This window comes from Streptomyces lydicamycinicus, assembly GCF_000829715.2.
In the GTDB taxonomy this organism is placed as follows: Bacteria; Actinomycetota; Actinomycetes; order Streptomycetales; family Streptomycetaceae; genus Streptomyces; species Streptomyces lydicamycinicus.
In genome coordinates, this window is the sequence record NZ_BBNO01000008.1 from 52892 (window position 1) to 76918 (window position 24027).

The 24027-nt window shown below is 67.7% G+C and carries 15 protein-coding genes; 8 read left to right on the forward strand and 7 right to left on the reverse strand.

Annotated features, from left to right (window positions below; all coding sequences use genetic code 11):
* Positions 1-54 precede the first annotated feature (54 nt).
* From TU31_RS26595 to TU31_RS26615, 5 genes are all read left to right on the forward strand, one after another.
* Positions 55-1371, forward strand: coding sequence for an SUKH-4 family immunity protein (locus TU31_RS26595; protein ID WP_042159039.1), 1317 nt, complete (start codon positions 55-57; stop codon positions 1369-1371).
* Between the two features lie 93 nt (positions 1372-1464).
* Complete coding sequence (locus tag TU31_RS26600; protein ID WP_158894724.1) at positions 1465-1737, forward strand: DUF6406 domain-containing protein; 273 nt, start codon at positions 1465-1467, stop codon at positions 1735-1737.
* A gap of 80 nt (positions 1738-1817) precedes the next feature.
* Positions 1818-3974: a serine/threonine-protein kinase gene (locus TU31_RS26605; RefSeq protein ID WP_042159042.1), complete on the forward strand. Its 2157-nt coding sequence runs from the start codon at positions 1818-1820 to the stop codon at positions 3972-3974.
* A gap of 372 nt (positions 3975-4346) precedes the next feature.
* A complete protein-coding gene (locus tag TU31_RS26610; RefSeq protein ID WP_042159044.1) occupies positions 4347-5588 on the forward strand; it encodes a hypothetical protein in 1242 nt (413 codons plus the stop codon).
* Complete coding sequence (locus tag TU31_RS26615) at positions 5572-6372, forward strand: alpha-ketoglutarate-dependent dioxygenase AlkB family protein (RefSeq protein ID WP_042159045.1); 801 nt, start codon at positions 5572-5574, stop codon at positions 6370-6372. The genes TU31_RS26610 and TU31_RS26615 overlap by 17 nt, the downstream gene beginning before the upstream one ends.
* Before the next feature lie 131 nt (positions 6373-6503).
* On the opposite strand, the gene TU31_RS26620 is transcribed toward TU31_RS26615, so the two are convergent.
* The 7 genes from TU31_RS26620 to TU31_RS26670 form a co-directional block, all read right to left on the reverse strand.
* Positions 6504-8696, reverse strand: a complete 2193-nt coding sequence (locus tag TU31_RS26620) for an SUKH-4 family immunity protein (protein ID WP_042159047.1) — start codon at positions 8694-8696, stop codon at positions 6504-6506.
* A gap of 126 nt (positions 8697-8822) precedes the next feature.
* Entirely contained in the window at positions 8823-9443 is a 621-nt protein-coding gene (locus TU31_RS26625; RefSeq protein ID WP_042159048.1) for a hypothetical protein, read from the reverse strand.
* A 7-nt stretch (positions 9444-9450) separates the two neighbouring features.
* Positions 9451-16662, reverse strand: a complete 7212-nt coding sequence (locus TU31_RS36060; RefSeq protein WP_245698854.1) for a toxin glutamine deamidase domain-containing protein — start codon at positions 16660-16662, stop codon at positions 9451-9453.
* Positions 16663-16953: 291 nt separating this feature from the next.
* Positions 16954-17265: an SUKH-4 family immunity protein gene (locus tag TU31_RS26655; RefSeq protein WP_042159057.1), complete on the reverse strand. Its 312-nt coding sequence runs from the start codon at positions 17263-17265 to the stop codon at positions 16954-16956.
* Between the two features lie 234 nt (positions 17266-17499).
* Positions 17500-17970, reverse strand: a complete 471-nt coding sequence (locus TU31_RS26660; RefSeq protein WP_042159058.1) for a hypothetical protein — start codon at positions 17968-17970, stop codon at positions 17500-17502.
* A 420-nt stretch (positions 17971-18390) separates the two neighbouring features.
* Positions 18391-18816 carry a hypothetical protein gene (locus TU31_RS39945; protein ID WP_042159060.1) on the reverse strand — a complete coding sequence of 142 codons (426 nt, stop codon included), beginning with the start codon at positions 18814-18816 and terminating at the stop codon, positions 18391-18393.
* A 284-nt stretch (positions 18817-19100) separates the two neighbouring features.
* Positions 19101-20531 (reverse strand): cellulase family glycosylhydrolase, encoded by a 1431-nt coding sequence (locus TU31_RS26670; RefSeq protein ID WP_042159062.1) that lies wholly within the window; start codon positions 20529-20531, stop codon positions 19101-19103.
* A gap of 333 nt (positions 20532-20864) precedes the next feature.
* Here TU31_RS26670 and TU31_RS26675 point away from each other — a divergent pair, with 333 nt between their 5' ends.
* The 3 genes from TU31_RS26675 to TU31_RS26685 are packed head-to-tail and all read left to right on the forward strand — an operon-like array spanning position 20865 to position 23946.
* Positions 20865-21254 carry a hypothetical protein gene (locus tag TU31_RS26675; RefSeq protein ID WP_042159065.1) on the forward strand — a complete coding sequence of 130 codons (390 nt, stop codon included), beginning with the start codon at positions 20865-20867 and terminating at the stop codon, positions 21252-21254.
* The gene (locus TU31_RS26680; RefSeq protein ID WP_042159066.1) at positions 21251-23083 is read left to right on the forward strand and encodes a GMC family oxidoreductase; all 1833 of its coding nucleotides are present in this window, start codon (positions 21251-21253) and stop codon (positions 23081-23083) included. The genes TU31_RS26675 and TU31_RS26680 overlap by 4 nt, the downstream gene beginning before the upstream one ends.
* Positions 23080-23946 (forward strand): hypothetical protein, encoded by an 867-nt coding sequence (locus TU31_RS26685; protein WP_042159067.1) that lies wholly within the window; start codon positions 23080-23082, stop codon positions 23944-23946. Before TU31_RS26680 ends, TU31_RS26685 begins: the two co-directional genes overlap by 4 nt.
* Positions 23947-24027 lie beyond the last annotated feature (81 nt).

The window sequence follows — 24027 nt, forward strand, 5'->3', positions numbered from 1 at the left end:
CACCGACCCCGGCCGCACCGGCCCCGTCCGCCCGAAGACTCGAAGGGAGTTCCCGTGATCAGCCAGGAGCAGGCGCTCGCGACCGCCGAGGGGTGGCTCAACCCCGAGGGACAGGAGCGCCGTGAGGTGCGGATGCAGGAGTTCGATCTGGGCTGGGTGGTGTGGGCCGCGGCCCCGCCGATCGAGCGTGACCCGGTCACCGGCAAGCGCCGGCCGCCGGCCACGATCGGCCACTCCTGCGGTGTCGTCGACCGCCGCACCGGCGAGCTGAGCACCTGGCCGTCCGTGCCGGTCGAGGAGGTCGTGCGGATGTATCAGGAGAAGCACGGCGGCGGCCAGGAGGCCGCGCCGCCCGCGCAGCCGCCGGTCACCGGCCCCGGCAACACCACGGTCATCACCTACGTCGACCCGCGCACCGGCGAGGAGACAAGCCTCGTCAAGAACTCCGCCCCCGGTCTGCCGCACTCCGAATACCAGGCCATGGTGGAGATCCAGGACCTCGGCGTCCCCGCGCAGAACGTGGTCGCGATCCACACCGACCTCAGCTCCAGCCTGCTCCCCGGCGGGTACCCGGGCCGGCTGATCGGCCGTGTCTACCCCAACGCCCGGTTCTCCTGCACACATGAGTACGGCCTGCGGGGCGAGGAGCGCGCCGAGGCCATCGCCGGGCTGATCCAGCACGTCGAGACGATGCACCAGATCGCGGGACAGCAGCCGCCGCCACGGCCTCACCGCGCGCCGGTGCCGACCGACGTCGAGCCGGCCGAGCCGCTCCGCGATGTCGCCCTGGGCCGCGAGCTGACGGAGGCCTTCGACACTGACGACGTACGTCGCTACGACGCCGACGACGTGGCGGGCACCCCGCTCCCCGAGGCCGCCAAGGCCACGCTGACATGGGCCGGGCTTCCCGACATCCCGTTCTTCTTCACGGCCGACAACCCGGAGACGGAGCTTCCGGCCGGCCTGTTCGGCAATGCCGCCGCGCATCTGCGCGAGGTCGGCTCCCAGGCGAGCGCCGACACCCTCGCGTTCCTGGAGGGTCACATCAGGATCGGCACCGACGGGGTCGCTCTGATCACCGTCCAGTGCACGGGGTCCGATCTGGAGGGTGAGCCGGTCGGCCAGCTCTGGGCCGTCACTCCGGAAAGCGGCGCGGGCCGCCGCGTCAACGCCTCGGTGTCCGCCTTCGCCCGCTCCCTCGCGCTCCTGCACACCACGCGCGAGGAGATGATCGCGCTCGACCCGATCATGGCGGGCAGGGCCGTCGCCGACCTCCAGGAGCAACTGGTCGCCATCGACGCATCGGCCCTGGACGACCCGAGGAACTGGTGGTCGGTGATCGTCGAGCAGATGTGGCACGGGTTGTTCTGATCGGCCCCCATCGCCGTGGAGGCGCGGCGCGTTGCCGACAACGCGTCGCGCCTCTTCGCGCACGTACGAGTAGACGTCTTTGGAGGTTGAGAAGTGAGTAGTGCCGACACGATTGGTCTCTGGCAAGGGATTCAGCGAAATCTCAAGAACGCCAGCTTCTCAGTGAACGATATCTACAGGGAGTCCGACGCCTCGGTCAGGGTTCGGCTCGTCACCTTCGCCACCGAGGAGCGGAGCCACATCCTCCGCATTGGTGAGACCTTCCCCGTGGGCGACGAGACATGGCAGCTCACCGACTTGACGGGTTGGCCGAGCGAGGACGACTGGGTCGTGATGCTGCGCCGCGTCGCGACTGGCCCAGCCTGAGAGCATGTGCGTGAAGTTGGTACAGGCGTACGCGGACGAGGACGGCCGCGACAGTCGGGACGGGGAGGCAGTACCGGGACATGAGCGCGCGCTACGAAGTGGACGGATACACCGCCGAGTTGGACGACGACTTCCGGGTGGTCTACCGCAATCCACGGGGCAAGAAGCTTCAACAGGTACCGGACCGGCTCGCGGACACCGAAGGCGTACGCCGGCTGTACCGGCTGCGGCGGGCGCTCACGAAACACCGGAGGGACGCGCGCGTGCAGGCCGAAGCCTGGGCCACCGCGGGCACTCGCGTGCCCCTGGCCCTCGCCGAGTCCGACGCCGTGTGGCGCGAGGCACTCGATGACGCCGGCGTCGACCTGGCGGCAGACCTGCCCGCATCGGATGCCGACGAGGACGAGGCGGCGCTGATCGCGCGGACGTACGTCCACCCCGACGGCCACACCATGACGCTCCTCATGAAGGCCGCCCCCTTCGCACGCCACTGGGACGCGCTGCTGGCGTCGCAGGAGGAATGGGAGCTGACGGACACGTTCGCGACCGGCATTCGGGCTCCGGGGGACGCCGGGGACAGTGAACTCCCCTTCCCCGAGCGGCTGATGGTGGCGTACCCCGGCCAGGAGCAGGAGGCCCTGGAGACGGCCTACGCCTTCGGTTGGAGCCTCTGGGGCAGCCCAAGTCTCTACAAGTCCATCCTGGACAACGACTTGGAGAACCTGGCCGCGACGGCACCCAGGTTCCTCCCCGCCTTCCTCGACGAAATCGCCGACATGTGTCTGGAGGAGGGCGGAAAGCGCAAGGAGTACGCCACCGGGTACTTCACGCGCGCCAGGAACGCCGAACGTGAGCACCACACCAAGCCCGACGAGCGATGGCTCGATGCCCGATACGCCACCTTCGCGGACCATGGAGCGCTGGCCAGCGGGGCGGTACGCGCACGTGCCAAGGAACTGGCTCCACGAGGCGCGGTGGTCTCGCCGGACCAACTCCGACGATTCCGCGACATACTCGTACGGCGTGTACACACGCCCCACGACCTGTATCCGGGCATGGCCGCGGATCTGCGCAAGGTGGCTCGGGCGGCGGGAGCGAGTCCCGAGTCCGAAGTGGCCGCACTGCTCGGGGACATCGTGCCGAAGATCGGACTGTGCGCGGGCGACGTGAACAAGTTCTGGGTCGACGCCCTGAGGGGGAAGGCCCTGGAGCTACTGGTCGAGCGACGCCCGGAAACGGTGCACGACGTACTGCGGCTGATCCCCGACGACGCGAACGGCGCGGAGGACTGGCTGTCGCTGCTCCGACGCAGCGGCGCACTGGCCCTGTTGACGGGCGAGCGGCCGGGGCTCCCCGCCGGTGAGGCCGCCCGTCTGCTGCACGACTGGCTGGCGAGCGAACCGACGTGGCGTGCGCGGAGTGACGAGCTGTACGACCTGGCGGTGCGCCTGGCCCCGCGCCTGGCGGCCGACGCCGTCCCGGTGCGCCTGCCCTATCCCGATCCCGCGTCCGACCGCAGGCGGGCCCTCATCCCGCTGGACCTGGCGGACGAACTCCTTCAGCACGGGGTCCCGTTGGCGGACCCTCCGCCGGAACTGGGCAGTCCGGGCGCCGCCCAGATGCTCGTCCACCGGCGCCCGCACCTGACCTGGCTGCTCGCAGACCCGCGCTTCGCCCGCGAGCTGCGCGGCGGGCTCGACAGCGAACTCGAGCTGGAGGGGCTACCGGAGGCAGGGATCTCGTATCACCATCACTACCGCCCGCACCACGCCACCGAACTCGGAAGCTGGCAGAGCACCCCCGGCATCTGCCGCACGCCTCTGGGCCGTGAGGTGCTGCGCGTCTGGCTGGACCGCCAACGCGCACGTCTGCGCGCAGGCCTCGACCTGAACGGTCTCGTGCGCGTGCTCGCCCCCTTCGTGCACGTCGGCGGGGCCGTCGACGAGCTGCTCAAGGACGAGGCGGCGGCGCGGGAGTTCGCGGCGGTGGACGTGGTCGCACTGGTCCTGGCCGACCTTCCCATCCAGGCCGATCGTCCGGCGGTCGAAGGGCTGATGGCCACGATGCGCCCCGCGGACCTGATCGGCACGAGGCCCATGCCCGACCTGCGTACACGGATCGACGAGACCCTGCCCGACCTGTCCGAGGTACAGGTAGCCCAGGCATGGAAGGCACTCCAGACGGGGGTCAACTGCCAGGAAGGGCTGAGGCGCGTCGTCGCGCGCCTCTCCGACTGATCGGCGTCACGAGCTGATCGGCGTCACGAGTTGTGGAGTACGTACGACCGGGCGGGCTGCTCACCGCCCGCCTCGTCGACTTCGACTCAGCGCTCCCAGGACCCGAAAAGCCATCGTCATGCCGCTCCTCGTCCCCACCGCTCCCGAAGTCCGTCACGGTAATGGGGCGGTGCGGTCGAAGGGGGATCGGGGGTCATGCGGGGAACTGCTTCATGCCGGAGAATCCGTGAGACGTGATTCCCGCCGGACTGCTAGCGTTCCGGGGGTTGAGGACATGAACGGGCTACCTTCTCGCTCTTCGGGAGAGGAACTGGCCACCTCGCTCTCCTCGCCGGAGGATTACTCGCAAGCGTGGATGGCAGGTAGCGTCGAATGGGCATAACAGAGGCCGCAGAAGCCCGTGTTGATGATTCGAGCAGCATCTTGGTCGCGCCGTCTGCGGTGCAGGACCAGGAGTGGGTCAGGGACTTCTTCGGGACGACCATCACGCCCGAGGACCTGGCCTCCGCTTCGCCCGACCTCGTACAAAAGACGGTCTACCTGTGCGGCGACATATCCGGTATCAGCGACCGTCAACTGCAGCCCGCCGCCCGGGTGTTCGTCATCCGGGAGCTTGCACACGGCTACTCCGACGAGGGCGTCGGCGCGCCGTGGCCCCTTCTCGACCTCGGCCGAGTCCCCCTCCGCGTACACGGTGTCGGTGTGTACTACCGACGCTTCTTCGGACCCGGCCTCGACGAATTCGACCGCATCCGTGCGGAGCACACGTTCCAGTCCCTGACAGAGTCCACCAAGCCGGGAACGGCCCGGCGCAGCGGAATCTATCTGACGCCCGTCACACGAGACGGAGACGCGCTGCATTTCCGCCTGCTCCGGTGCTCCACGAATCTCTCGGGGCCCACCGAGAACTTCGGGCCCACCGACACACGTATCGTCGAGGATCTCAATCGCGAGGCCGCCACTGTCTTCCGGGACCAGGCACCGCTCAATCACGTCCTGGCCCAGATCTACCACAACACCCTTGCCACGGCGGAGCGCAAGCAGTCCAAGGCCCGGATCTCTGCGCATGCCGACAAGACCAAGGACATGCCCGTCAACGGCATCATGGCCTTCTGCACGTTCTACGACCGGCTCGATCACCTGCGGCCGCTGGCCGAAGACCCCTTCGACTTCGGGAGGAAGGGTGTCAGCGGTCTGACCCGGCTCCACTTCCGCCTCAAGGACCGGGCCGAAGAACGCGACGACGTCTCGTTCCCCGCGCAATTCACCGTGACGCTCCACCCCGGCTCCGTCTTCTTCATGCCGCTGTCCACCAACCGCCTCTATACGCACGAAATCCGGCCGTCGGCGTTGGACGCCGAACTGATCCCGACCCGACTGGGATACGTCGTCCGCTGCTCGAGCGCCGAAGCCGTGCATGAGGACGGCCACACCTACCTCAAGGCAGCGGGAGGGGCCGGCGGCCGGGCGCAGCTGAGGCCTCCCACGGAGGCCGGCATGGACGAGCTGCGCAGGTTGTACGCCGAGGAGAACAGGACCTCGTCCTTCATCGACTACGGCGACGCATTCCTCTTCAGCATGAACACGGGAGACTACATTGCCCCCCGAGCCTAGGATTTCGGACGAAATCTTCTCCTGCCCTCTGCCGACTGAAGAGAACCTCTTCGCGGAACTGTCCGCGTCGGTGCGCTGGGAAGATGTAGGAAAAGGCCGGCAAGGCGCCGCACTCACGAAGCTCGGCACATCCGGTGGGGTGCCTCTCGTACGTACCACCGCTCAATACGGCAGCGCGACGCAGCGTTTCAGGCCGGTGCACGAGCGGCTGGCGCAACAGATCCAGGAACGTGCGGAACTTCCGGTCGGCTTCAACAACGCCCTCATCGAGCGGTACACGAACGCATACACGAGGATGGGCAGCCACTCCGACCAGGCCCTTGATCTGGCGGAAGACTCATTCATCGCTGTCTTCTCCTGCTACCGGTCCCCCGAATCCGGGCCGCCAAGGAAGCTGATCTTCGAAACAAAGCAGCCCGGTGGCGAGCAGCTTGAAATCCCTCTCGACCACCACGGCATCGTCGCCTTCTCCGTAGCGTCGAACCGGCGGCTCAAGCACAGGATCGTGCTGGACGCACCCGACCGGGCGGCGAACAACCAGTGGATGGGCGTGACGTTTCGTACGTCGAAGACCCTTATCCGGTTCAGCGGCGGTCTCCCGTACCTGCCGCAGGGCACGCGGCTCACGTCGGCCGACGAAGAGCAGAGGCGCGACTTCTTCCGAATGCGGCGCCGCGAGAACACAGAAACGGACTTCGTCTACCCCTCGCTGACGTACACCGTCAGCGAAGGAGATCTGATGCCGCCCGATGCACCCGAAGGCGCAATGGACAACCTTCAGTGACGATGCCCATCAAGCGAGTTGCCAACCAGTGAAAGGCCTGGCCGATCAGTCACTCGGGCTCCTGAGGAGTGGGATCGATGAGCGGTCGAGGCCCGCAGGCAGGGCGAAGCCCTCGCGGTACGTGGTCGGCATCACGTGTTGTGGAGTACGTACGACCAGGCGGGCTGCTTACCGCCCGCCTCGTCGACTTCAGCGAGCGCTCCCAGCACCCAATAGGCGACCTGCTCCCGCTCGGAACTGGCCGGGGGCGCAAGGTCCCGCGTACGCCACCCGGTGACGTACAGCGTGACCATGGTGAGGAAAACCTCAAGGCTGTGCGCGACGGGAAGGGCGGCGAGGTGATCCTGACCCGGCTCCGTGGGAACGCGCAGGACGTGTCCGGTGGGCCCGTCGACGACGAGCTTGCCGCCCATCCACTTGCCGATCTGGAAGAAGGGCCCACTTTCGGGTACGGGCTCGATTCCCTCGGGCCAGGAGGGCAGTTCGTCGAGAATTCCCATCTCCCAGTTGCCGAACGGGAAAATCCCCATGGCCCCTTCGTTCATGTAGGGCAAACCGAAATCAAGGAGAATTTCGCGCGTCGCCGTATGGGTGAGCAGATCCGGAAGGTCCTCGACCTCGATGGGATAGAGCAGGTCCTCGCCGAACACTGTGATGAGGTCCTCGTGACTCGGTGCCGGCGCGTCGATCGGACTGCACGGCCCCGCGTCCGTGTAATCCCCGCTCAGGGGGAGCAGCCGGGCACCGAAGCCGGAGAGGTCAACGCCGTCCGCGGGCCTGATGGCGATCAGTCCCATGTCGCCCGCGAAGACCACGACTTCACCCACGGCCAGCGGCGCGCAGGGCAGCATGAAAGCGCGGTCGTCTCGTCGGGGCGGCGACGCGGCGAACAGCTCTTGAACACGAGCAGGCGCGGCGGAGCCGCTCCCGGACGACGCGGGCCAGGTGAGACGCGTGCGCTGCTCCTGCGGAATCTCGTCGTGGTCCCAAGGGCCGGCGACCTGGTCTCCCGTCTCCACGTCCCAGATCGAGACGTACGGCTGCTGTTCCTCGTTCACCGTCCGCTGCTGCAAAGCGGCAATGGCGGGTCGCCCCTGCCATCGCACCTCCGACAGGGCGGCGAATCTCCCCGCCTGCAGAAAGCGCGGGTGATAGCCCCCCGGCGGCAGCCAATGCGCCCACGTGGCCTGCCAGGACAGTGCCACACCAGAGGAGGCGACCGCTGACGCGAACTCGAGATCGTCGCGTGAGAGCGCCATCAGGTGCAGCCACGAAGCCCACTCCGTCTGATGCCGCGGAGTGACACCCCAGCCCCACAGATGAATGGCGTCGGCGGCGGCCGTGTTTCCGGGGATGAGGAAGGTGATGCTGCGTGCCGCGTCCATGAGTGCCGTTTGCGGCAGATTGGCGATGACGCGTCCGTCCCGAAGAACTTCGTCGTACTTTCGCGCCTGTACGGCGTGCATGGCGAGCCCAGTGGCCGCGTACAGGCCGACGGCACCGCGCCTGGCCCATCCCTCGGGGTGGCGAAAGTCTGGAGCCGAGCTCGTCAGCCAAGCAACCACATGCTCATGGACATGGCGGGTTTCGGCGGATTCGGCCTCCCGGCGCAAGGTCTCGGCCAGGCCCTCGTCGACGAAGGAAACCCCGAGTGGCCCGATCCGAAGAATTCCGGACTCTTCCCTCGCGAATTCGGCGAGTTCGTCTTCGGATGCCGCTTCACCGGTGAGCGCGGTGACCAGTTGGGCCCAGACGGGGAGAGGCACGATACGGGGCTCGGCCAGGGCCAATGCCCGTAGGGCGGCCGAGTCCGGCGCCACCGTCGGCTCGGTGGCGGGCGGGGAAACCCGGAACACCGCCTTGGTATCGGCCCTCGTAGGTAGCAACCGGGGAACCACATGGACCATCACGGCCAACTTGCCACGCGCCAACTCCCGGAGAGTCCGGGTCACCAACCGCTCGGCCTCGTGCGACCGCCGTGTCGGCCCGGCACGGTGGGCATTGACGACCAGCAGCAAGCGCTCTTCGGGCCACGCGCCGAGCGCGAAACGCCAGCCCTCCCGCTTGTCCGTGGACAGGTCGACTCCGAGCGCCGTGAGGGCCTGCTGGAGGACCTGCTCGGCGGTGAGACCGGTGGCGTCGACGAGGACGCTGTCGGGTACGTGCTCGTGAATCTCCCGCACGACAGCCGAGGCGTCATGGCCGGCCAAAGCGACAAGAAACGCCACTTGGCCGGCGTGCCCACCCTCACGCCACCATGCGCCGACGCGACCGGCGACCTCTTCCTCGGGGATTCCGGGGGTGTCGGTGGTTGGCTCGGGCACGATGCCCCTCCCTGGCTTGCGTCGACTCTTTGCAGCAGGGGACGGGCTCACGGATGCGTGTACAACGTGCCCCTCCCGCGACATTCAGAGTGTCACGCGGTCACCCGCACTGCTCCATGACCCCGACTACCCGCCGAGGAGCGGGATCGACGAGCGGTCGATGCCCGCAGGCAGGGCAAAGCCCTCACGGTAGAAGTCCGGCATGTCAACGTCATCAAGGGCCGCCGCCAGCTGCGGCGTGCTGCCCTCGGGCGAGTCATGGATGCTCACGACGTCACCCTCCGGGTTGTACTCGAAGACGTAGTGCAGTTGACCGTCGCTGTCGTAGGAATTCTTCTCGATTTTTTTCAACTGCCGCTGAAGGTCGATCTGTAGCGTCATGAGCGCGGCATCGTAGGTGTTGATTCGCTCCAAGTGGACCAGATATCCGGCGAGATCACCTGAATTGGCGTACCTGTGAGAGACGCTCCAGCAGTAATTGCCGATGTGTTGAACGGTCAACTGGATTCCGAAGGGGATGCCCGGATGGTGCAACAGGTGATTATTCCTGACGCTCTCCGGATCGCTCGTCCAGTAATCAACGTGGAAAAGACGGCCGGAATCGTAGAATTCGGCGAACAAGGGTGCGCCGGATTCGTTGAGCTGGGCCCGCGTGTAGTCGCCCTCGTCCAGGGCTTCCTCGCGAGTTACCTCTTCGCCGGGGTAGATTCCCCAATCCAGGTAGAAGCGCTGAATTTCGCTGGACACTTGGACCTCACAATTCCATGCTCGGGTACATGGCGTACCTGCTGCTCTCACGCATGACCGAAAAATCGATTCCCGGAAGACCGAATTCTTCAGTCAGTCTATATGCCTCGCTTGCGAAGGTGCGACCAGGATCGCCAGGGATCCTGTCTAGCAGGAAGCTGGGGACGAAACCCTTGTTGTTGTATCCGCGGAGGTCCTTCCGCAGCTTGCGGCTGCCCTCCAACGTGGTGCGATCGATGAGGCCTTGCTTGCACTTCTCCACGTATGTGTCGAATGCTTCGTCCGGCACGAAGATCGCGAAGTCGACATCCTTTGCATCCGGCTTTCGCAGGGAAGACCCTTGTACCACGATGTTGCCTTCGGGGAGGCCGAATTCCCGGGCGAGATCTCGCAGTCGAGAGGTGAACCGATCGAATTGCTCTTTACTCTCGAAGTGGTACGGATAGCCTCGGGGTTCGACCTCATTGGACCAGTTTTGCATCTGTTCGATCACGTTGGCATCGGATATGAGGGTATCCCCTTCCTTTGCCTTTTTGTTCTTGATGGCGGCCACGTTGACGAAATCCGCGATCTGTAGCGGACTGAGTCCGAGCTCTTGGCCGACACGGAACACCCTGATCAGATCTCCCGGGAGCGACGGGAGGGGTGTGGCGTTGCTGCCCGAGTTCAGAGGGATGAAGCTCTGCGATCCCGTCAGCGGATCGGTATAGACGATCTGGCCGTTCTGATTCGTCGCGGTCAGTGGGTGGCTCTGGTTGTTGGTGTCCTGCGTGATGAAGACCCTTTGAGCGCCGTGGCCCTCATTGGCGAGCGAAGTTTCCAACTCGCTGATCGTGGTGCTTTGTTGCTGATTGGGCCGTGGAGTGCTGCCGGTCGCGTCGCGTGTGGCGGTCGCCTCGGGGGTCGACCGGGCCTCCGCCCGCTGCGCATCCGGCCGGTCTGACGATTCCCGCTGTGCTTCGTTGTCTTCCTGGGTTTCGTTGCTCGTCCGGTCGTTGCTCTCCTCTGGGGCGCGCGACGGTGTGCGGTCGGTCTCGGCCGGTTCGGCCGCGGGCGTACGGTCGGGGCCCTCTGGGTCGGCCGGGGGCCTGCGGTCCGTGCCTGCGGGGTCGGCGGGGGGCCTGCGGTCCGTGCCCGCCGGGTCCGATGGGGGTGTGCGGTGGGGGTCCGTGGGATGGGACGGGCCCGACTGAGGCGCCTGGGTGGGCGGTGTGTTCTGGCCGGGCGTCGGGGCCGGCGGTGTGTTCTGGCCCGGATTCGCCAGCGTCTGTGCCAATTCGTTGACGAAGTTCAGGTGTTGCTGAATCTCCGCGTCCTGGATCTGCTGGCTCGGCGTGCGGTACTTGCCGAGCGCAGTCCTGATTTGAGACTCGGTCTTGCCTTCCGCGCGCAGCCTGTCCCGCTCGGCCGCCTTGAGCTTCTTGAGGTCCGGGTCCGCTCGATAGGTCGTGCTGTAGTAGACGGGAACGCCGTCCATCGCCTGGGAATCGTTGATTGTCCTGGAGCAGTTGGCGTGGCCGGTGGGATGACCGGATTTGGTGTTGGGCAGGCCACAAGGCTCACGTTCGGTGTAGAGGCCCTTGACCTCGACTTTGTTCTGCTCCCGAGCTTCGCGATTCTCGTTGAGCTGGTCGATCCAGTTGAGGATGTGGGACTCGGAGTGCATCGGGTCGGCGCCGTCCACGGCAGGGGGAACCGACGAATCGACGATGTAGTGACTTTCCTTGGTGTCCGGGTCGAAAACTTCCACGACCGCGTAGTTCTTGCCGGAGAAGTCGGGCGAATTGCCATCCGTCTCCTCAAGCAGCCGCTTGAGGTCCTCCACATCCCGAAGGTTCGTCCCGTCCGGGTGCGATGCGAGTTCACGTCGCCAGGGAGCCGCTGATTCGTGGAACTTTCCGTCATTGTACGCGTCGTTGTTCGCGGCCGGGTCAGGGTTCACGCCAACGGCGTTGTTGGCATGGAAGGACTGGCTGATGCGGGCCAGAGTGGCGATCGCGGCGTACCGCTGGCCGTCGTTCATGTGCGACCACGCGGGATCAAGATGCTGCCGGAGATCACTCTCGGTGAAGTTTGTCGACGGCATCGGAACATTCCGGTGCGCCGTCATCGCGGCCTTGTGGGCGGCCGCAGCCTCGGGGAGAGCCTGCTGGGCATTGGCGAGCCGCTGCTCCGCCGCCGCCCGCTTGGCCTGAGCCGCCTGCTTCGCGTCGTCGGTCTTGGCTTTCCGCTCCGCGGTCGCCGCCCTGGTCCGCTCTGCCTTGGCGTCGGCGACTTCCTTCAGCGCCCTGTCATAGTCCTGCCTGGCTTCACGTACCTGCTGCGCCGACTCCGCGTGCGCCTGGCGGCGATCGATGGATTCCCGCAGCACGTCGGCCAAGGGCACCCGGGGCGGGTCGCCTTGCGGCTGCGCCCACTGCCGCATCTGCGCCTGGACCGGGTCCAGACCGATCCGATGGACGTCGTGCGCGTCTCGAAGGTCGCCCTGTGCCGCGTCCGGAGGAAGGTTCGCATGCGAATCGGTCCGTGATTCCGGGTCGGGAAGGCTCTGGTTCCGCCGCTCGCGAGTGGCTTCCGCGCTGGGGTCGTTGGACCCAGGGGTCGAACCGGCCGGGCGCTGGGGCGATGTGTGGTCGGTATCGGCAGGTGTGGACTGACTCTGGTTTTGCGTGGTGGGCTGGTTGGTGGTCTCGATGGGGCGACGGTTGGCGTCCAGCGGGATCGCGAAGACGCCGTTGTTGCCGTTGTGGAGCGGGGTGGTGCTGCTCTGGCCCGTCTGCGGGTCGGCGTAGACGATCTGGCCGTTGTGGTTGACCACGTTCCAGGCGTGGGCACGGCCGTCGGCGTTCTGGGTGATGATCACGGCCTGTGAGCCGTGGCCCTCGTTGAGGAGGGCGGTCTCCAGGTTGTTGTACGCGTCGCGGCCGTCGCCGAAATCGTCGAACTCGGCGCCCAGGGCGTCCTCGATACGGTCGCGCCCGTTCGGCTCGGGAGTGTCGGCGGGGGTACCGTCCTCATTCGGGCTGCGGCGGGCGGCGACCGTGGGGCTGCCCGCGTACGACTCGACGAACGCCAGTGCTCCGTCGGGGCAGTTGACGTCGCGACCGGACTCGTCCGGGTTCTGGCCGCGGATGTCGTCGAGCCAGGTGCCTTCGCGCGGGTCAGGGGCCCGCTGGAACGAGCCGTCCTCGTTGCGCGGGAATCGCTCTTGCTGCGCACGGTTGTCGGCATCGGTGGGGTCGTCGTAGCCGTCCGGCGGACCGGAGGGGCGCGTGGCGGTGGACGGGAAGACTGGTTCCGTCGACTCCGGTTGCTGGTCGGTGTCGTGAGGGTCCTGGGTGTCCTGGGAATCCTGAGGGGCTTGGGATTCCTGGCTGTCCTGCGTGTCCTGCGCGTTGTCGGGCTGCGGGCTGTCCTGGTCCGTCGCGTCCGAGTCCTGGGTCGTTTCCGAATCCTGGGTCGTTTCCGAGTCCTGGGTCGTTTCCGAGTCCCGGTCCGTGGTGGAGTCCGTGTCCGGGGCGGTCTCGGACACCTGGTCCGGGTTGGACTCCTGGGTGGTGTTCGTGTCCGGAGAGATGCCCTCGTTCTGCGGTGATGACGTCTCCGGGGTCTGCGTCGTCTCCGGGGTCTGCGTCTTTTCGGGGGCCGGCGTCGTCTCCGGCGTTGTGGAGGATTCCGGGGTCGTCGACGGCGGTGCTGTGTCGGTGCTGCCGTCGTTCGCGTTCTGTTCGGCGGTCGAGTGGTCGTTGTCAGAGGGCGTCTCGTCGGTGGACGGCTCAGTGGACGGCGAGGTGTTGGAAGGTCCGTCCGACTGAGCGTCGGGAGTCGACTGATCCGTTGACGAGTCGGGGCCCGGGCTGTTGTTGGTGTCCGGAGTGTTCTGGGTGGACGGTTGAGGCGTCGACGGGGTCAGGAAGTACGGAGTGATCGGATTCCGATTGGCGTCCAGCGGGGTGTAGAAGACCTCTTTGGCGCCCAGGTGAATCGGATTCTCGCTGACGACGCCTGTTTGCGCGTCGACGAACAGGATCTGGCCGTTGTGGTTGACCGCGGCGAAGGCATGGCCGCCACCACCGGGCCAGTTGACGCCGATCACGGCTGCCGAGCCATGCCCCGCCTGCGACAGCTCGTGGGCGATACGCGCGTACGGGTTGGGATGGTCATCGCCCGCATACGTGCTGGGTGCGCCGGCCCAACGCGCCTGGTTGTCGACCGAGTCACGCTCCGCGGAAAAGGTGTTCAGACTGCCGTCCGCATTGAGGTCCAAGGTGCGCGGGGCGGATACCGTCGGGCGGCCGAACCATGTCTCGAGGAACGAGCGGGTGCAGTCGGCACAGTTGTTGGACCGGCCGGGCACCCCCACGCCGCCGTCGTTCTGCAGACCGACCCAGTTGCCTTGCCGCGGGTCCGCGTACACCTGCGGGGTGCCGTCGGGGTTCCTCGGGTGGGCGTTCTCAAGGTCCTGCTGATGGGCGGGGTCGGGTGTGGTCAGACCTTCGAACGGGATGTTCAGGTTGTTCCGGATGTCCGAGAGGTTGTCTGCCTGGGGCGGAGGCGGAGGCGCCGTGGGTTGCTGGGGCGCACTGTCGTCAGCGGGGGGCTGGTTCTGATCGGGCGTCTGGTTGGTGGCGTCCGGCTGCTGATTGTGCGGCTGCTGGTTGTTCGGTGCCGGCATCCCCTGGTCGTTCGGCGTGGAAGCGGGGGACTCGGCCGGTGACTGCCGGTCCGTCGGACGGTTCGTCGGCTGCTCGCCGCGGGGCGGCGTGGTCGGGCGCCCGGGCGTCTCGGTCCGCGGAGTCTCGGCACGCGGCGTGTCAGTGCGTGGTGGTGTGGTGGGGCGGCTGGGTGTTTCAGTACGCGGTGTGTCAGTGCGCGGCTGCGTGGTCGAGCGGCTCGGTGTCTCGCTGCGCGGCGGCTCGGTGCGCGGCGGCTCGGTGCGCGGCGGCGATGCGGGACGGTTCTGCTGGGTGTCCCGCGACGGCGTCGTGGGCCTGGTGCTCGGCTGTTCCGTACGCGGCGTCGTGGCGCTGGGCGTGGTGGCCCGCGGTGTCCTCGTGGGGTTGCCTGCCGCCGGCGCCTGCGTCGGGATGGGGCCGGCCGCCGGTGGTGGCATGGCACCCGGGGTCGACGTTGAGGGCGTCGCGGACGACGGGGCCGCCTGCTGCGGGATGCCCGCCTCACCGGGCTGCGTACCGGGGGCCGGGGGCGTCGCCGTGGCGACGTTGCCCATGAGGCCCATGTTTTCGTCGTCCGGGTTTTGCGGGGTCGGTGTTGACGGTGTCGGCGCGTGGCCCTGACCAGGGCTGGGGTTTGCGTGGGGCGTGTTGCCGGGCATGGCGCCGCTCGGCATGGCGCCGCGTCCGCCGGCCTGGTTCTGGTTGTCGTTGGTGGTGCCGTCGTTGTTGGTGCCGTCGTTGGAGTCGCCCGGCACGGGGCCCTGGTCCGGTGCGGGCATGGCGCTGACCGAGTCGCGGTCGCCCTGATGCCCGCCCGGTTCAGGGCGGGAGTCGTCGGGAGCCGGGGCCGGTGCGGCCTCGGGGCGGTCTGTCTCCGGCGGCGGGGACGGCATGGGCGCGGGCTCGGCGTTGCGCGGGTCCGGGATCGACGCGCCCTGCTCCGGGGTGTGGACGTCGACGCCGTCCGGGCGGCTCGGGCGAGCGCTGTCCGGAGTGGTGTCCGGCGCCGGGGAGCCATCGACATCCGGCGTGGTGCCCGGGCCCTCGATGGGCGAGGAGTTGGAGGGCATGGACGGCTCGTTGCCCGGTGCCGTGCTCGGCGGAGCGTCCGGTGTGCTGTCCGGGCGGGCTGGGTCAGGGGTGGTGTCGGGGGCCGGTCCGCCCTCGACGTCCGGCCTCGTCGTGGTGGACGACGTGGAGTCCGGAGACGAGTCGGGAGTGGCCGAGTCGTCGCCCAGAGGACGACCGATGCTCTCGTTGTAGGCCTGGGTACCCACGTCGAAGGGGCTGGGCGAGTCGGAGCCGCGGCTTGGTGAGGGCGAGGACGACGAGGGGTTCGACGAGTCCGGGCTGCCGGTGCTGTTCGTGCTGCTGTTGGACGGCGTACTCGTCGAGGAGGAGGGCGAACTCGAAGCCGACGGGCCATCGGACGACGAGGACGGGCTCGACGAAGAGCCGTCCGAACCGCTCGACGGAGACGAGGACGACGGACCGCCGATATCCGGCGCCCTGCGCCCGGAGTCGCCGCTGCTCGAACTCGGCGAACTACTGGAACTCGGGGAGTTGCCCGACGAACTGCTGTCGTTCGATGACGAGTTGGACGAGCTCGGCGAGTTCGACGAGTTCGACGAGTTCGACGAATTGGAGGAGCTGGGAGAGTTGTTGGACGAACTGCTGTCGTTGGACGACGAGTTGTTGTTCGACGACGAGGAATCGTTCGACCGCGAATCGTTGGACGAAGAGTCGTTGGAACTGCTGTCGTTCGACGAGCTGTCGTTGCCGGAGTCCGACGAGTCGTCGCCGCCGTCGTTTCCGCTGTTGGTCAGTCCGTGGCGGGCGCCATGCCCCGCACGGGAGCCGGCGCCGTCGCGCAGGGACTCACCGAAGGTGGAACCGGAGTTCTTCAGGGCCTCCTTGCCCTCTTCGTAACCCTTCTTGGCGGTGCGGCCCAGGTCGTAGCCCGACTGCTTGCCGAAGTTCTGCTCGACGGTCTGGGCGACCACGTCGGAGACCATGGCTTCCAGAGCGGAGACAAAGGGTTCCTTGGCGGTCTCCAACACCGCCTGCAAGATCTGTTGGGCTATCTCCTTGAGGAGTTTGCGCAGGATCATCCGCGTGGCGGCGGCCGCGCCCATCGCACCGAGTTCGGACAGACCCAGGGTAAATGGAGCGGCGGCCTGGGCCGCGGCGATCTCGATCGCCAGGATGACCAACTGGGCGATCACCGCCACTTTTAGCCCGATGATGAGCATCGCCGCGGCGTCCATGCATATGGCGATCAGCTCGGCGCCCTGGCGGGCATCGTCGAAGTAGCCCGAGCCGCCGGAGAATTTCTCCCAGGTCTTGTTGAAGCCCTCGATGGAGTCGCCGGCGCTCTCGGCGAGGACGTTGCCGGCGGCGCTCACGCCACGGGCCTGGAGGCTCTCCACATCAGCGGCGAACTGGCGCCAGGTGTTGGCGCACTCCATCATCTTGTCTTCGTTGCCTGTGGGCCAGTCGAAGCCACACATCTCGAGAACCCACTCAAGTGCGTTCGGCAGCATCAAAGCCACGACGAAGACCCCCGTTATCGCCCATGTAGTTCATGTTGTTCCGGCCCTGTGGGCCGACCGACCCCATCCGCCTCACCACCGACGGAAGGGCCCTGCTTCTCTGCTGCTGCCGGAGGCGCCATTCGGAGCCTCGTGAGTGCTCAACCCGGCTTGCGTCGGGGCAGAGCCATGCCCCTGCCAGAGCCTACCTACCCAACGGCCCTTATGATCCCTCAACTCTGTTGTGCCACAGTGCTGTAGCAGACATCCGGTCCAAAGCTGTCCAGCCCTCAGGCGGCAGCCCTAGCCATTGGGCCGGCGCAGGCTGCGGTACAGCTCGATCGCGGAGTCCGGCGGAAAGTTGGGGACATAGGTGACGGCTCCGTCGCTTTTGGAGATCACCATGTGACTGCCACCCAACGGCGCCTGAGTGCCGGGCGGCGGTGGGGGCATGACGGCGTGGACGAGGAAGCCGATGTCGAACTCCACCACGTACAACGGCGCCGGGTTTCCTTCCAGATCCAGTACTTCGAATCGGGCGCGAGCGGCAGCCAATGCCTCCTCGGCAGTGGTGGGGACGGGCTGTACCGGTTCCGGCGCGGCGGGATGCGACACGGACTCTCTCCTATCAGTGAAGGGGCGGCTGTGGGTCAGGCGCGGTCATGCGGTTGTGAACTCGGACAGGACGCAGGGCAGTTGGTCGTCGAACGTCGAGCCGAAGCCGAGCCGGCGCGCCGAAACCGACACGGCGCAAACACTCAACCCTGGCTGCCGCGCCCGTGCTGCTCTGGCGGCCCTGCGACCCCGCTCGCTGTACGGTCGCCACACACCCCCGTGGTGCGGACCGTGTCACTTGCTCGCGGACTTCAGAATGTGCACCTCGCCGCCGAACTGGTTCTCCGGCTTCTGCTCCTTGATCAGAGCGTTGTTGAAGTCCTCGTTCTCCTCGTGGTTCTTCGCCATCCGCCCCAACGCCTTGCCGATTTCGTTGAGCTTGGTGGCCAGGTGCTCCATCGAGTCCGTCATGCCGTCGCGCAGGCCTTCGTAGACCACGCCGAACTTCTCGCCGAGCTCGTCGTCACCCCACGGTGGGGTGCCTTCCTTGTCGCTGAAGGTGGTCAGGCCCTTCCAGGCGTCCTGGGCGACACTCGAGAACGTCGTCTCCTTCGGCGCTTCGCCTCCGCCGCCTCCACCGTCACCCTGCGCGGCCAGGCCGTTCTTCAGCCTGGTGGTCGCCTGGTAGAAGTCCCTGCCGATCTCGGAGAAGTTCTTCCCCTCGACCTTCAGCATCTCCGGATTGCTCTTGAACCCGTCACCCATGACTGCGCCCCCGTTCACCAACCGGCGTCATCGAGCTGCTGCCGGCTCACGTCCGTTTCATGCCTGTGCCAGCGTACCCAGAGGCACTGACAAGCCCTCAACCCCTGGGTGTCACAGTGCTGTCCCGGGAGCGTCCGGTCGATACACCTTCCGGGACAAAGCGATCGCCGCGTTCGGGGTAGCCGGTGCCCACCCCCCGGCCCCCTCTTCGGCCACGTGACCAGGTTGGTCGAAGGACCGGCGTGCTCGGCGCGCTCCTTCTGCTCTCCCTCGTCCCGCTTGCGCTCCCTCTGGTGCAGACGAGGGTTGCGATGCCAGCTCGTGAGGTGCGATGGGCGCCTGCTCCTGGCGGGCGCGTGCGGACATGCGCAAGGGGCCCGCTCCTGGCGGGCCCCTTGCGGGTGGTGTTGTGCTACCTCATCAGCAGCCCGGGAACGTCGCCGCCGGGGTTTCGAAGGTCCCTTGCCCCTGGACCTTGAGCAGGCCAACGGCCTTTTTGCAGGGCCAGCTCATCTTCCAGGTACTGGTGGCCCGGTCGCCGTCGCTGATGGTCTCCAGCCTGTCGTACGACGACGAACCGTTCATGCGATACCCGAGTTGCGCCTTGATGTTCGCGCCACCCTTTTTGGTGTAGAAGACATCGATGGACTGGGGCCGGCTGTTCATGGCGATGCAGAGTTGTCCCTTGCTCAAGCGGGTGCACTTGACATGGTCCGACCCCGACATCACCTTCTGCGACGCGTGGGTGGGCGTCGCCTCGGCTCCAGCCGCATGAGCCGGAACAGTGAGAAGCGAGAAACCAACGGCCGCACACGCGGCGGCTGCCAGTGAGACACGACGAATCATGAAGATCCCCCCCCGTTCGGAATTTCTCTGACCGTACAAAGGATTGATCACTGGAACGACCCATTTTCGGACAAGCTTCAGCCTTGTTCGAGCCGAAGTCATGAGGGGATACGAAGTCGACCTGGGGCCTCGCGCTGACGTGTGAGGTGAACGTCGATCGCATGGCCTGGAGGAGGTGGTGTCACCGGCTCCGGCGGCAGATGCTTGCCGCAGTGATGTGGAGAAGGCGTTTCTTCCGTTGTTGCGGGGGCCACGGGCCGCAGCCCCCGGGCGAATCGGGTGGGCTACCTCGGGCTGATCGTGACCCTGTAGGTGGCTCCCGCCCTGCCGTGGGTGCTGACGGTGACGGTCTGGCCGTGGTCGTCCCAACTGGCCTTGCTGCCTTTGATGTCGACGCGGTAGCCGCCTGGATAGGTGTCCCTGGGCACGGTGATCTGGGTGGGCCCCTCTGCGTGGTCGCGGGTGCGGAAGGTGAGCGTGTAGGTGCGTGTGGCCGGGTCGTACGCGAACGTGAGCGGGTCGCCCGCGACGGCCCGCGCGTACGGCTGGACGAGCAGCTGGGCGTTGGGCTTCGCGGCGCCCGTCTGGTCGAGGAAGCAGTAGCCGCCGCCCCGGCACCACTGCCACCACGTCCAGCCACTGGAGAAGCGGTCGAGGGAGGCCGTCATGTCGGTGACGAACTGGCGTGCGTGCGGAACGTAGGGGTTGCCGCCCCACTCCCCCACGATCACCGGCATGCGGTGACGGGTCGGGTAGTCGCTGATCGCGGCCTCGTAGGCGGGGATGAAGGTGCCGTTGGGGTCGTAGTCGGCGCCGGTTTCCATCCCGCTCTCGTAGAAGTGCGGCGCGTAGCCGGCGTGCGGGTCGTCGATGTGGCCCATCCGGGTCGGGACGCCGAGACCGACGATGACGGTTGGTTCGACAAAGACCCATGACCTGTGGTCGACCAGGCGGATCGCCCGGGCAAGGCGGTTCCACAGCTCGGTGAGCTCGGTGGCCTCGAAGCGGGCCGCGGCGGCGGGGAGGTCTTCGCCTTCGAGGAACTTCGCGAACGGCTCATTCATCAGGTCGTAGCCGAGCAGCGCCGGGTGCCTGCCCAGGGCGGAGGCGACCGTCATCCACATGCGAGCGTGCGCGGCGCGGAGGTCGGCGTCCTTGTACAGGTGGTCGAAGGCGGTCTGTACGGAGGGCTCGAAGTACTCGGAGAACCAGTCGTCGGGTATCGGCCAGAACGGTAACCCCTCGTCGCGGGTGGCCCAGTCGGGGACGCCGCGGGAGCCGAAGTGGGGGCCGTATACGTCCTGGTGGGCGTCGAGGATGACCTTGATGTGGTAGCGGTGGGCCCAGTCGAGGATGCGGCGCATCTTGGTGAGGTAGCCGCGGTCGTAGTGCCCGGGGGTGGGTTCGAGGTCGTCCCAGAAGAACGCGAGGCGTGCGAGGTTGAAGCCCCGGGCGGCCATGTCTTTGAGGTCGCTCTCGTGGATGGTGGCGAACGCGTTGGTGCCTCGGCTGCTCTTGTCGGCGAGGTTGAAGCCGCGCCACTGGAGCGCGCGGCCTTGGCCGTCGGCGATGAAGGTGCGGTCACCGACCGTGACCCGGTCGGGGGCGCGGTCGGGGGCGCGGTCGGGACGGGCCTGGGCCTGCGCGGGGAGGACGCCGAGCAGGAGAGCGGCCACGGCGAGGACGGCGGGGGCGACGCGGGAGGTCAAGCGCATGCAGGAGCCCCTTTCGAGGAGGGCTGCTTGGGCGACGTGCCACTGGCCGGCCGGATGCTACTGGCGGGTGGGTGAAGTTCCCAGGAGTTCACGGGAGTTGGCGGGAGTTGGCACGAGTTGACGGGAGTTGACGGGAGTCGGCGGGGCTTCCTTCTTCAAGGGCTTCCCGGCGTCATCGCCGCGGGATTCCCCAGGGTCTTCCTCTGGGTCTTCCCCTGGGTCTTCCTCAAGGCCTTCGCTGGGGGTTAGCCGTCCTCATCCTCCGCGTGTGGAACAAGCCAATAACGCAGCGACACCACCTGATCACCGCGCCTTCGTGGCACGGTTGGCCTCGTGCAGACTTCAACTGACGAGACGGACGGCTTCACTGACTTATCGGCGCAACTGACCGGGTTCGATGACGCCTGCATTCGTGCGACGGACCTCGTCGAGGTGTATCGGGCCGTGGCTGTGGAGCAGCTCGGGACGGACCTCTTCGAGCGGCTCCTGGGCGAGCGGGGTCGGCCGGCAGAGGAGCTGAACGGCGACCTGCTGGATGCCGCCCGTGCAGTAACTTTCCTGTGGTATACGGGCAGTTGGCCCGGTCCGCCGCCGTACGTGGTGTCGCCGGGCTCCTACGCCCAAGGACTCGCCTGGAAGGCGGCCGGGCTGGCGGCCCCTGCTACTGCACCTGCTGGACACGGGAGTTGGGCCGAGCGGCCAACCGAGTCGGAGGTCCGGTGAGCCGGTACGACGTGATCGTCGTGGGGGCGGGCGTCGCGGGCTCGCTCGTCGCGCACCGGCTCGGCCGGCACGGTCGCCGTGTCCTGGTGCTGGAAGCCGGTCCGAGCGCAGCCGGGGCCGGACCGGGCGAACCGGACCCTCTCGCCACGTACCTGACGGCGTCCGCGAAGGTGCCCGGCTCCGCCTACCGGCCCGAGCCCGCCGCAGCCTGGCCCGAGGTGACCGACCTCGTAGGCACGGACGACGCCCCCGGCTTCCGAGCGGCCGGACACCTGCTCCAGAACGGCCCGCTGCCGTACGCCAGCAGCTACGTCCGTGTCAACGGCGGCACCGGCAACGTATGGACCGGTCTGGCGCCGCGCATGCTGCCGGAGGACTTCGACACCGAAGCCTTCGGGTACGGCCGGCGCTGGCCGCTCACGTACGACGACCTGGAGCCCTACTACCGTGCGGCCGAAGAGGAGCTGGGCGTGGCGGCCGACGCCGCCGAACTGCGCGCACACGCAGGGCTGCCGCTCCCCGACGGCTACGTCTTCCCCATGCGCCCCCTCCCCGCCAGCTACCTGGACCGGGTCCTCGGGGCACACCTCGACGGGCGGCGCGTCAAGGACCCGGTCGCCCTGAGCGAGACGGCACTGCGTGTGGTCGGCACCCCGCACGCCCGCAACGGCACCCCCGATCCCGCGTACGACCACGGACGGGGCTACGTTCCGCGCGGAGCGCACGGGAGGCCGGATCCGGCCAACCGGTGCGTGGGCAACGCTTCGTGCATCCCGCACTGTCCCGCCTATGCGAAGTACACCCCGCTCAAGACACAAGGGCGCTGGAGCGCCTCGGTCTCACTCCGGGACCGGGCCGTCGTCAGCCGCGTGCTCGTCGACGGGAGCGGCCGGACCACGGGCGTGGAGTACCGGGCGTACGACGGCACGGCGACGGTCGTGCGCGCCGATGTCGTGGTGCTCGCCGCACACACCGTCGAGAACGCCCGGCTGCTCCTGCTGTCCCGGCTCGCCGACCGCAGCGGCCAGGTCGGCCGCAACCTGATGGACCACCCCGTCCTGCTGACCTGGGGCCTGTTGCCGCACGCCGTCGGCCCTTACCGCGGGCCCGGCTCGACCTCGGGCTTCGAGGGCTTCCGCGCCGGGCCCGCGCGCCGGCTGCGGGCGCCGTTCCGTATCGAGATCGGCAACTGGGGATGGGTCTGGGCCAAGGGACCCGTCGACGGCGAGGTGGCCCGGCTCCTCACCGAGCAGGGGCTGTTCGGTGAGGAGCTGCGGCGCGCCGTAGGCGACCGGATCCGCCGCCAGTTCGCCCTGCAGTTCGAGATGGAGCAGAGCGCCGACCCCGCCAACCGTGTCACGCTCCACCCGCACGAGCGCGACGCGCTCGGACTGCCCCGGCCTCTGGTCACGTACGACCTCGCAGGCCACGTCAAGGACGGCATGGTCGCCGCACGGGCGGTCTCCGACCAGATCTTCGCGCTGCTCGGTGCCGAGGACCACACCGACTACGCGCCCGCAGCGGCCTGGCCCGGCCGCTTCTCCCATGGCGGCCGTACCTACGGATACCGCGGCGCGGGGCACGCCGCCGGCACCCACATCATGGGCGACTCCCCCGCCACCTCGGTGGTCGACTCATGGCAGCGCTGCTGGGACCACCCCGGGCTGTACGCCGTCGGCTGCGGCAGCATGCCGTCGATCGCCACCTCCAACCCGACCCTGACCATGGCCGCCCTCGCCCTGCGCAGTGCCGAACGCATCGAGGCGGACCTCGTCGCACGCGACCGCCCCACCCCTCTCACCCCGAGAACCCCAGGAGCGCCCGCATGAGCCCGCTGTCCTTGCCGCCGGTGCCCGAGGCCTTCCAACTGCCGTTCCACTACGGGGCGTTGCATCACCTGGGCATCGACTGGCTGGTCGCTCCGGAGCCGGTCCGTGAACTGCTCGCCACGCACCACCCCGACCTGTCCGCGGCCGAGTTCGACGGGCGGGCGCTGGTGTCGTTCAACTACCAGCTGTACTTCGCCCAGTACGCGTTCGGCGGTGGCGTCACCCAGGAGATCGAGTACAACGTCATCGCCTTCCCGACCGCCGAAGGCGACCGGATCCCGCAGCTGACCTACGCGCAGTACGCGCAGGGCTGGGACCAGACGAAACTGCTCGGTATCGCCCGCATACACGTCCTGTGCGACAACCCGTTCGCCATCAGCGCCGGGCGCGCACTGTACGCGGAACCGAAGTACCCCGGTTGGTTCGAAGTCGATTTGCCTTCTCTGAACGGGCCCGCGGGCGAGACGTGGACCGTGCACGGCAAGGCGGCCGGCACCAGCCCGGACGGAACCCTGGAAAGGAGTGAGACTCCGCTGTTCTCCCTCAGGGCCGCGCTGGACGACACCGCCGCCGCCCTCGCCAACAACACCCCCATCACGGGCTACGGCACCTGCCCGGACGGTCGCGTACTCGCCGGCCCCATGAACGTCTACCAGCCCTACCGCTGGTACGACCTCAGCGCCCCGGAGCACGCCGACCGCGTGCACCTGACCGTCCACGCCGTGGATCACGACCTCGGCCGGGACCTCCGCTCACTCGTCACCGACACCCCGGCCGCCGGCGCCTGGACCTACCAGTCACCCCCCGTCGCGGCTCACAACCGCCCCTACTACCTGCCGACCCGGCGTCCCGCCGATCGTTGATGAGTCGCCGGACCACGCGGCCGGCCACGGTTCAACCGGTCGACGGCAAGGGCCCGGGGCTGCTCTAAGGGCCCCGGGAGC

Bases quoted from the DNA above. Each gene is read 5' to 3' on its own strand.
- TU31_RS26610 (WP_042159044.1), top strand. From the start codon at position 4,347: ATGGGCATAACAGAGGCCGCAGAAGCCCGTGTTGATGATTCGAGCAGC.
- TU31_RS36060 (WP_245698854.1), bottom strand. From the start codon at position 16,662: ATGCTGCCGAACGCACTTGAGTGGGTTCTCGAGATGTGTGGCTTCGAC.
- TU31_RS26685 (WP_042159067.1), top strand. From the start codon at position 23,080: ATGAGCCCGCTGTCCTTGCCGCCGGTGCCCGAGGCCTTCCAACTGCCG.
- TU31_RS26660 (WP_042159058.1), bottom strand. From the start codon at position 17,970: ATGGGTGACGGGTTCAAGAGCAATCCGGAGATGCTGAAGGTCGAGGGG.
- TU31_RS26670 (WP_042159062.1), bottom strand. From the start codon at position 20,531: ATGCGCTTGACCTCCCGCGTCGCCCCCGCCGTCCTCGCCGTGGCCGCT.
- TU31_RS39945 (WP_042159060.1), bottom strand. From the start codon at position 18,816: ATGATTCGTCGTGTCTCACTGGCAGCCGCCGCGTGTGCGGCCGTTGGT.
- TU31_RS26605 (WP_042159042.1), top strand. From the start codon at position 1,818: ATGAGCGCGCGCTACGAAGTGGACGGATACACCGCCGAGTTGGACGAC.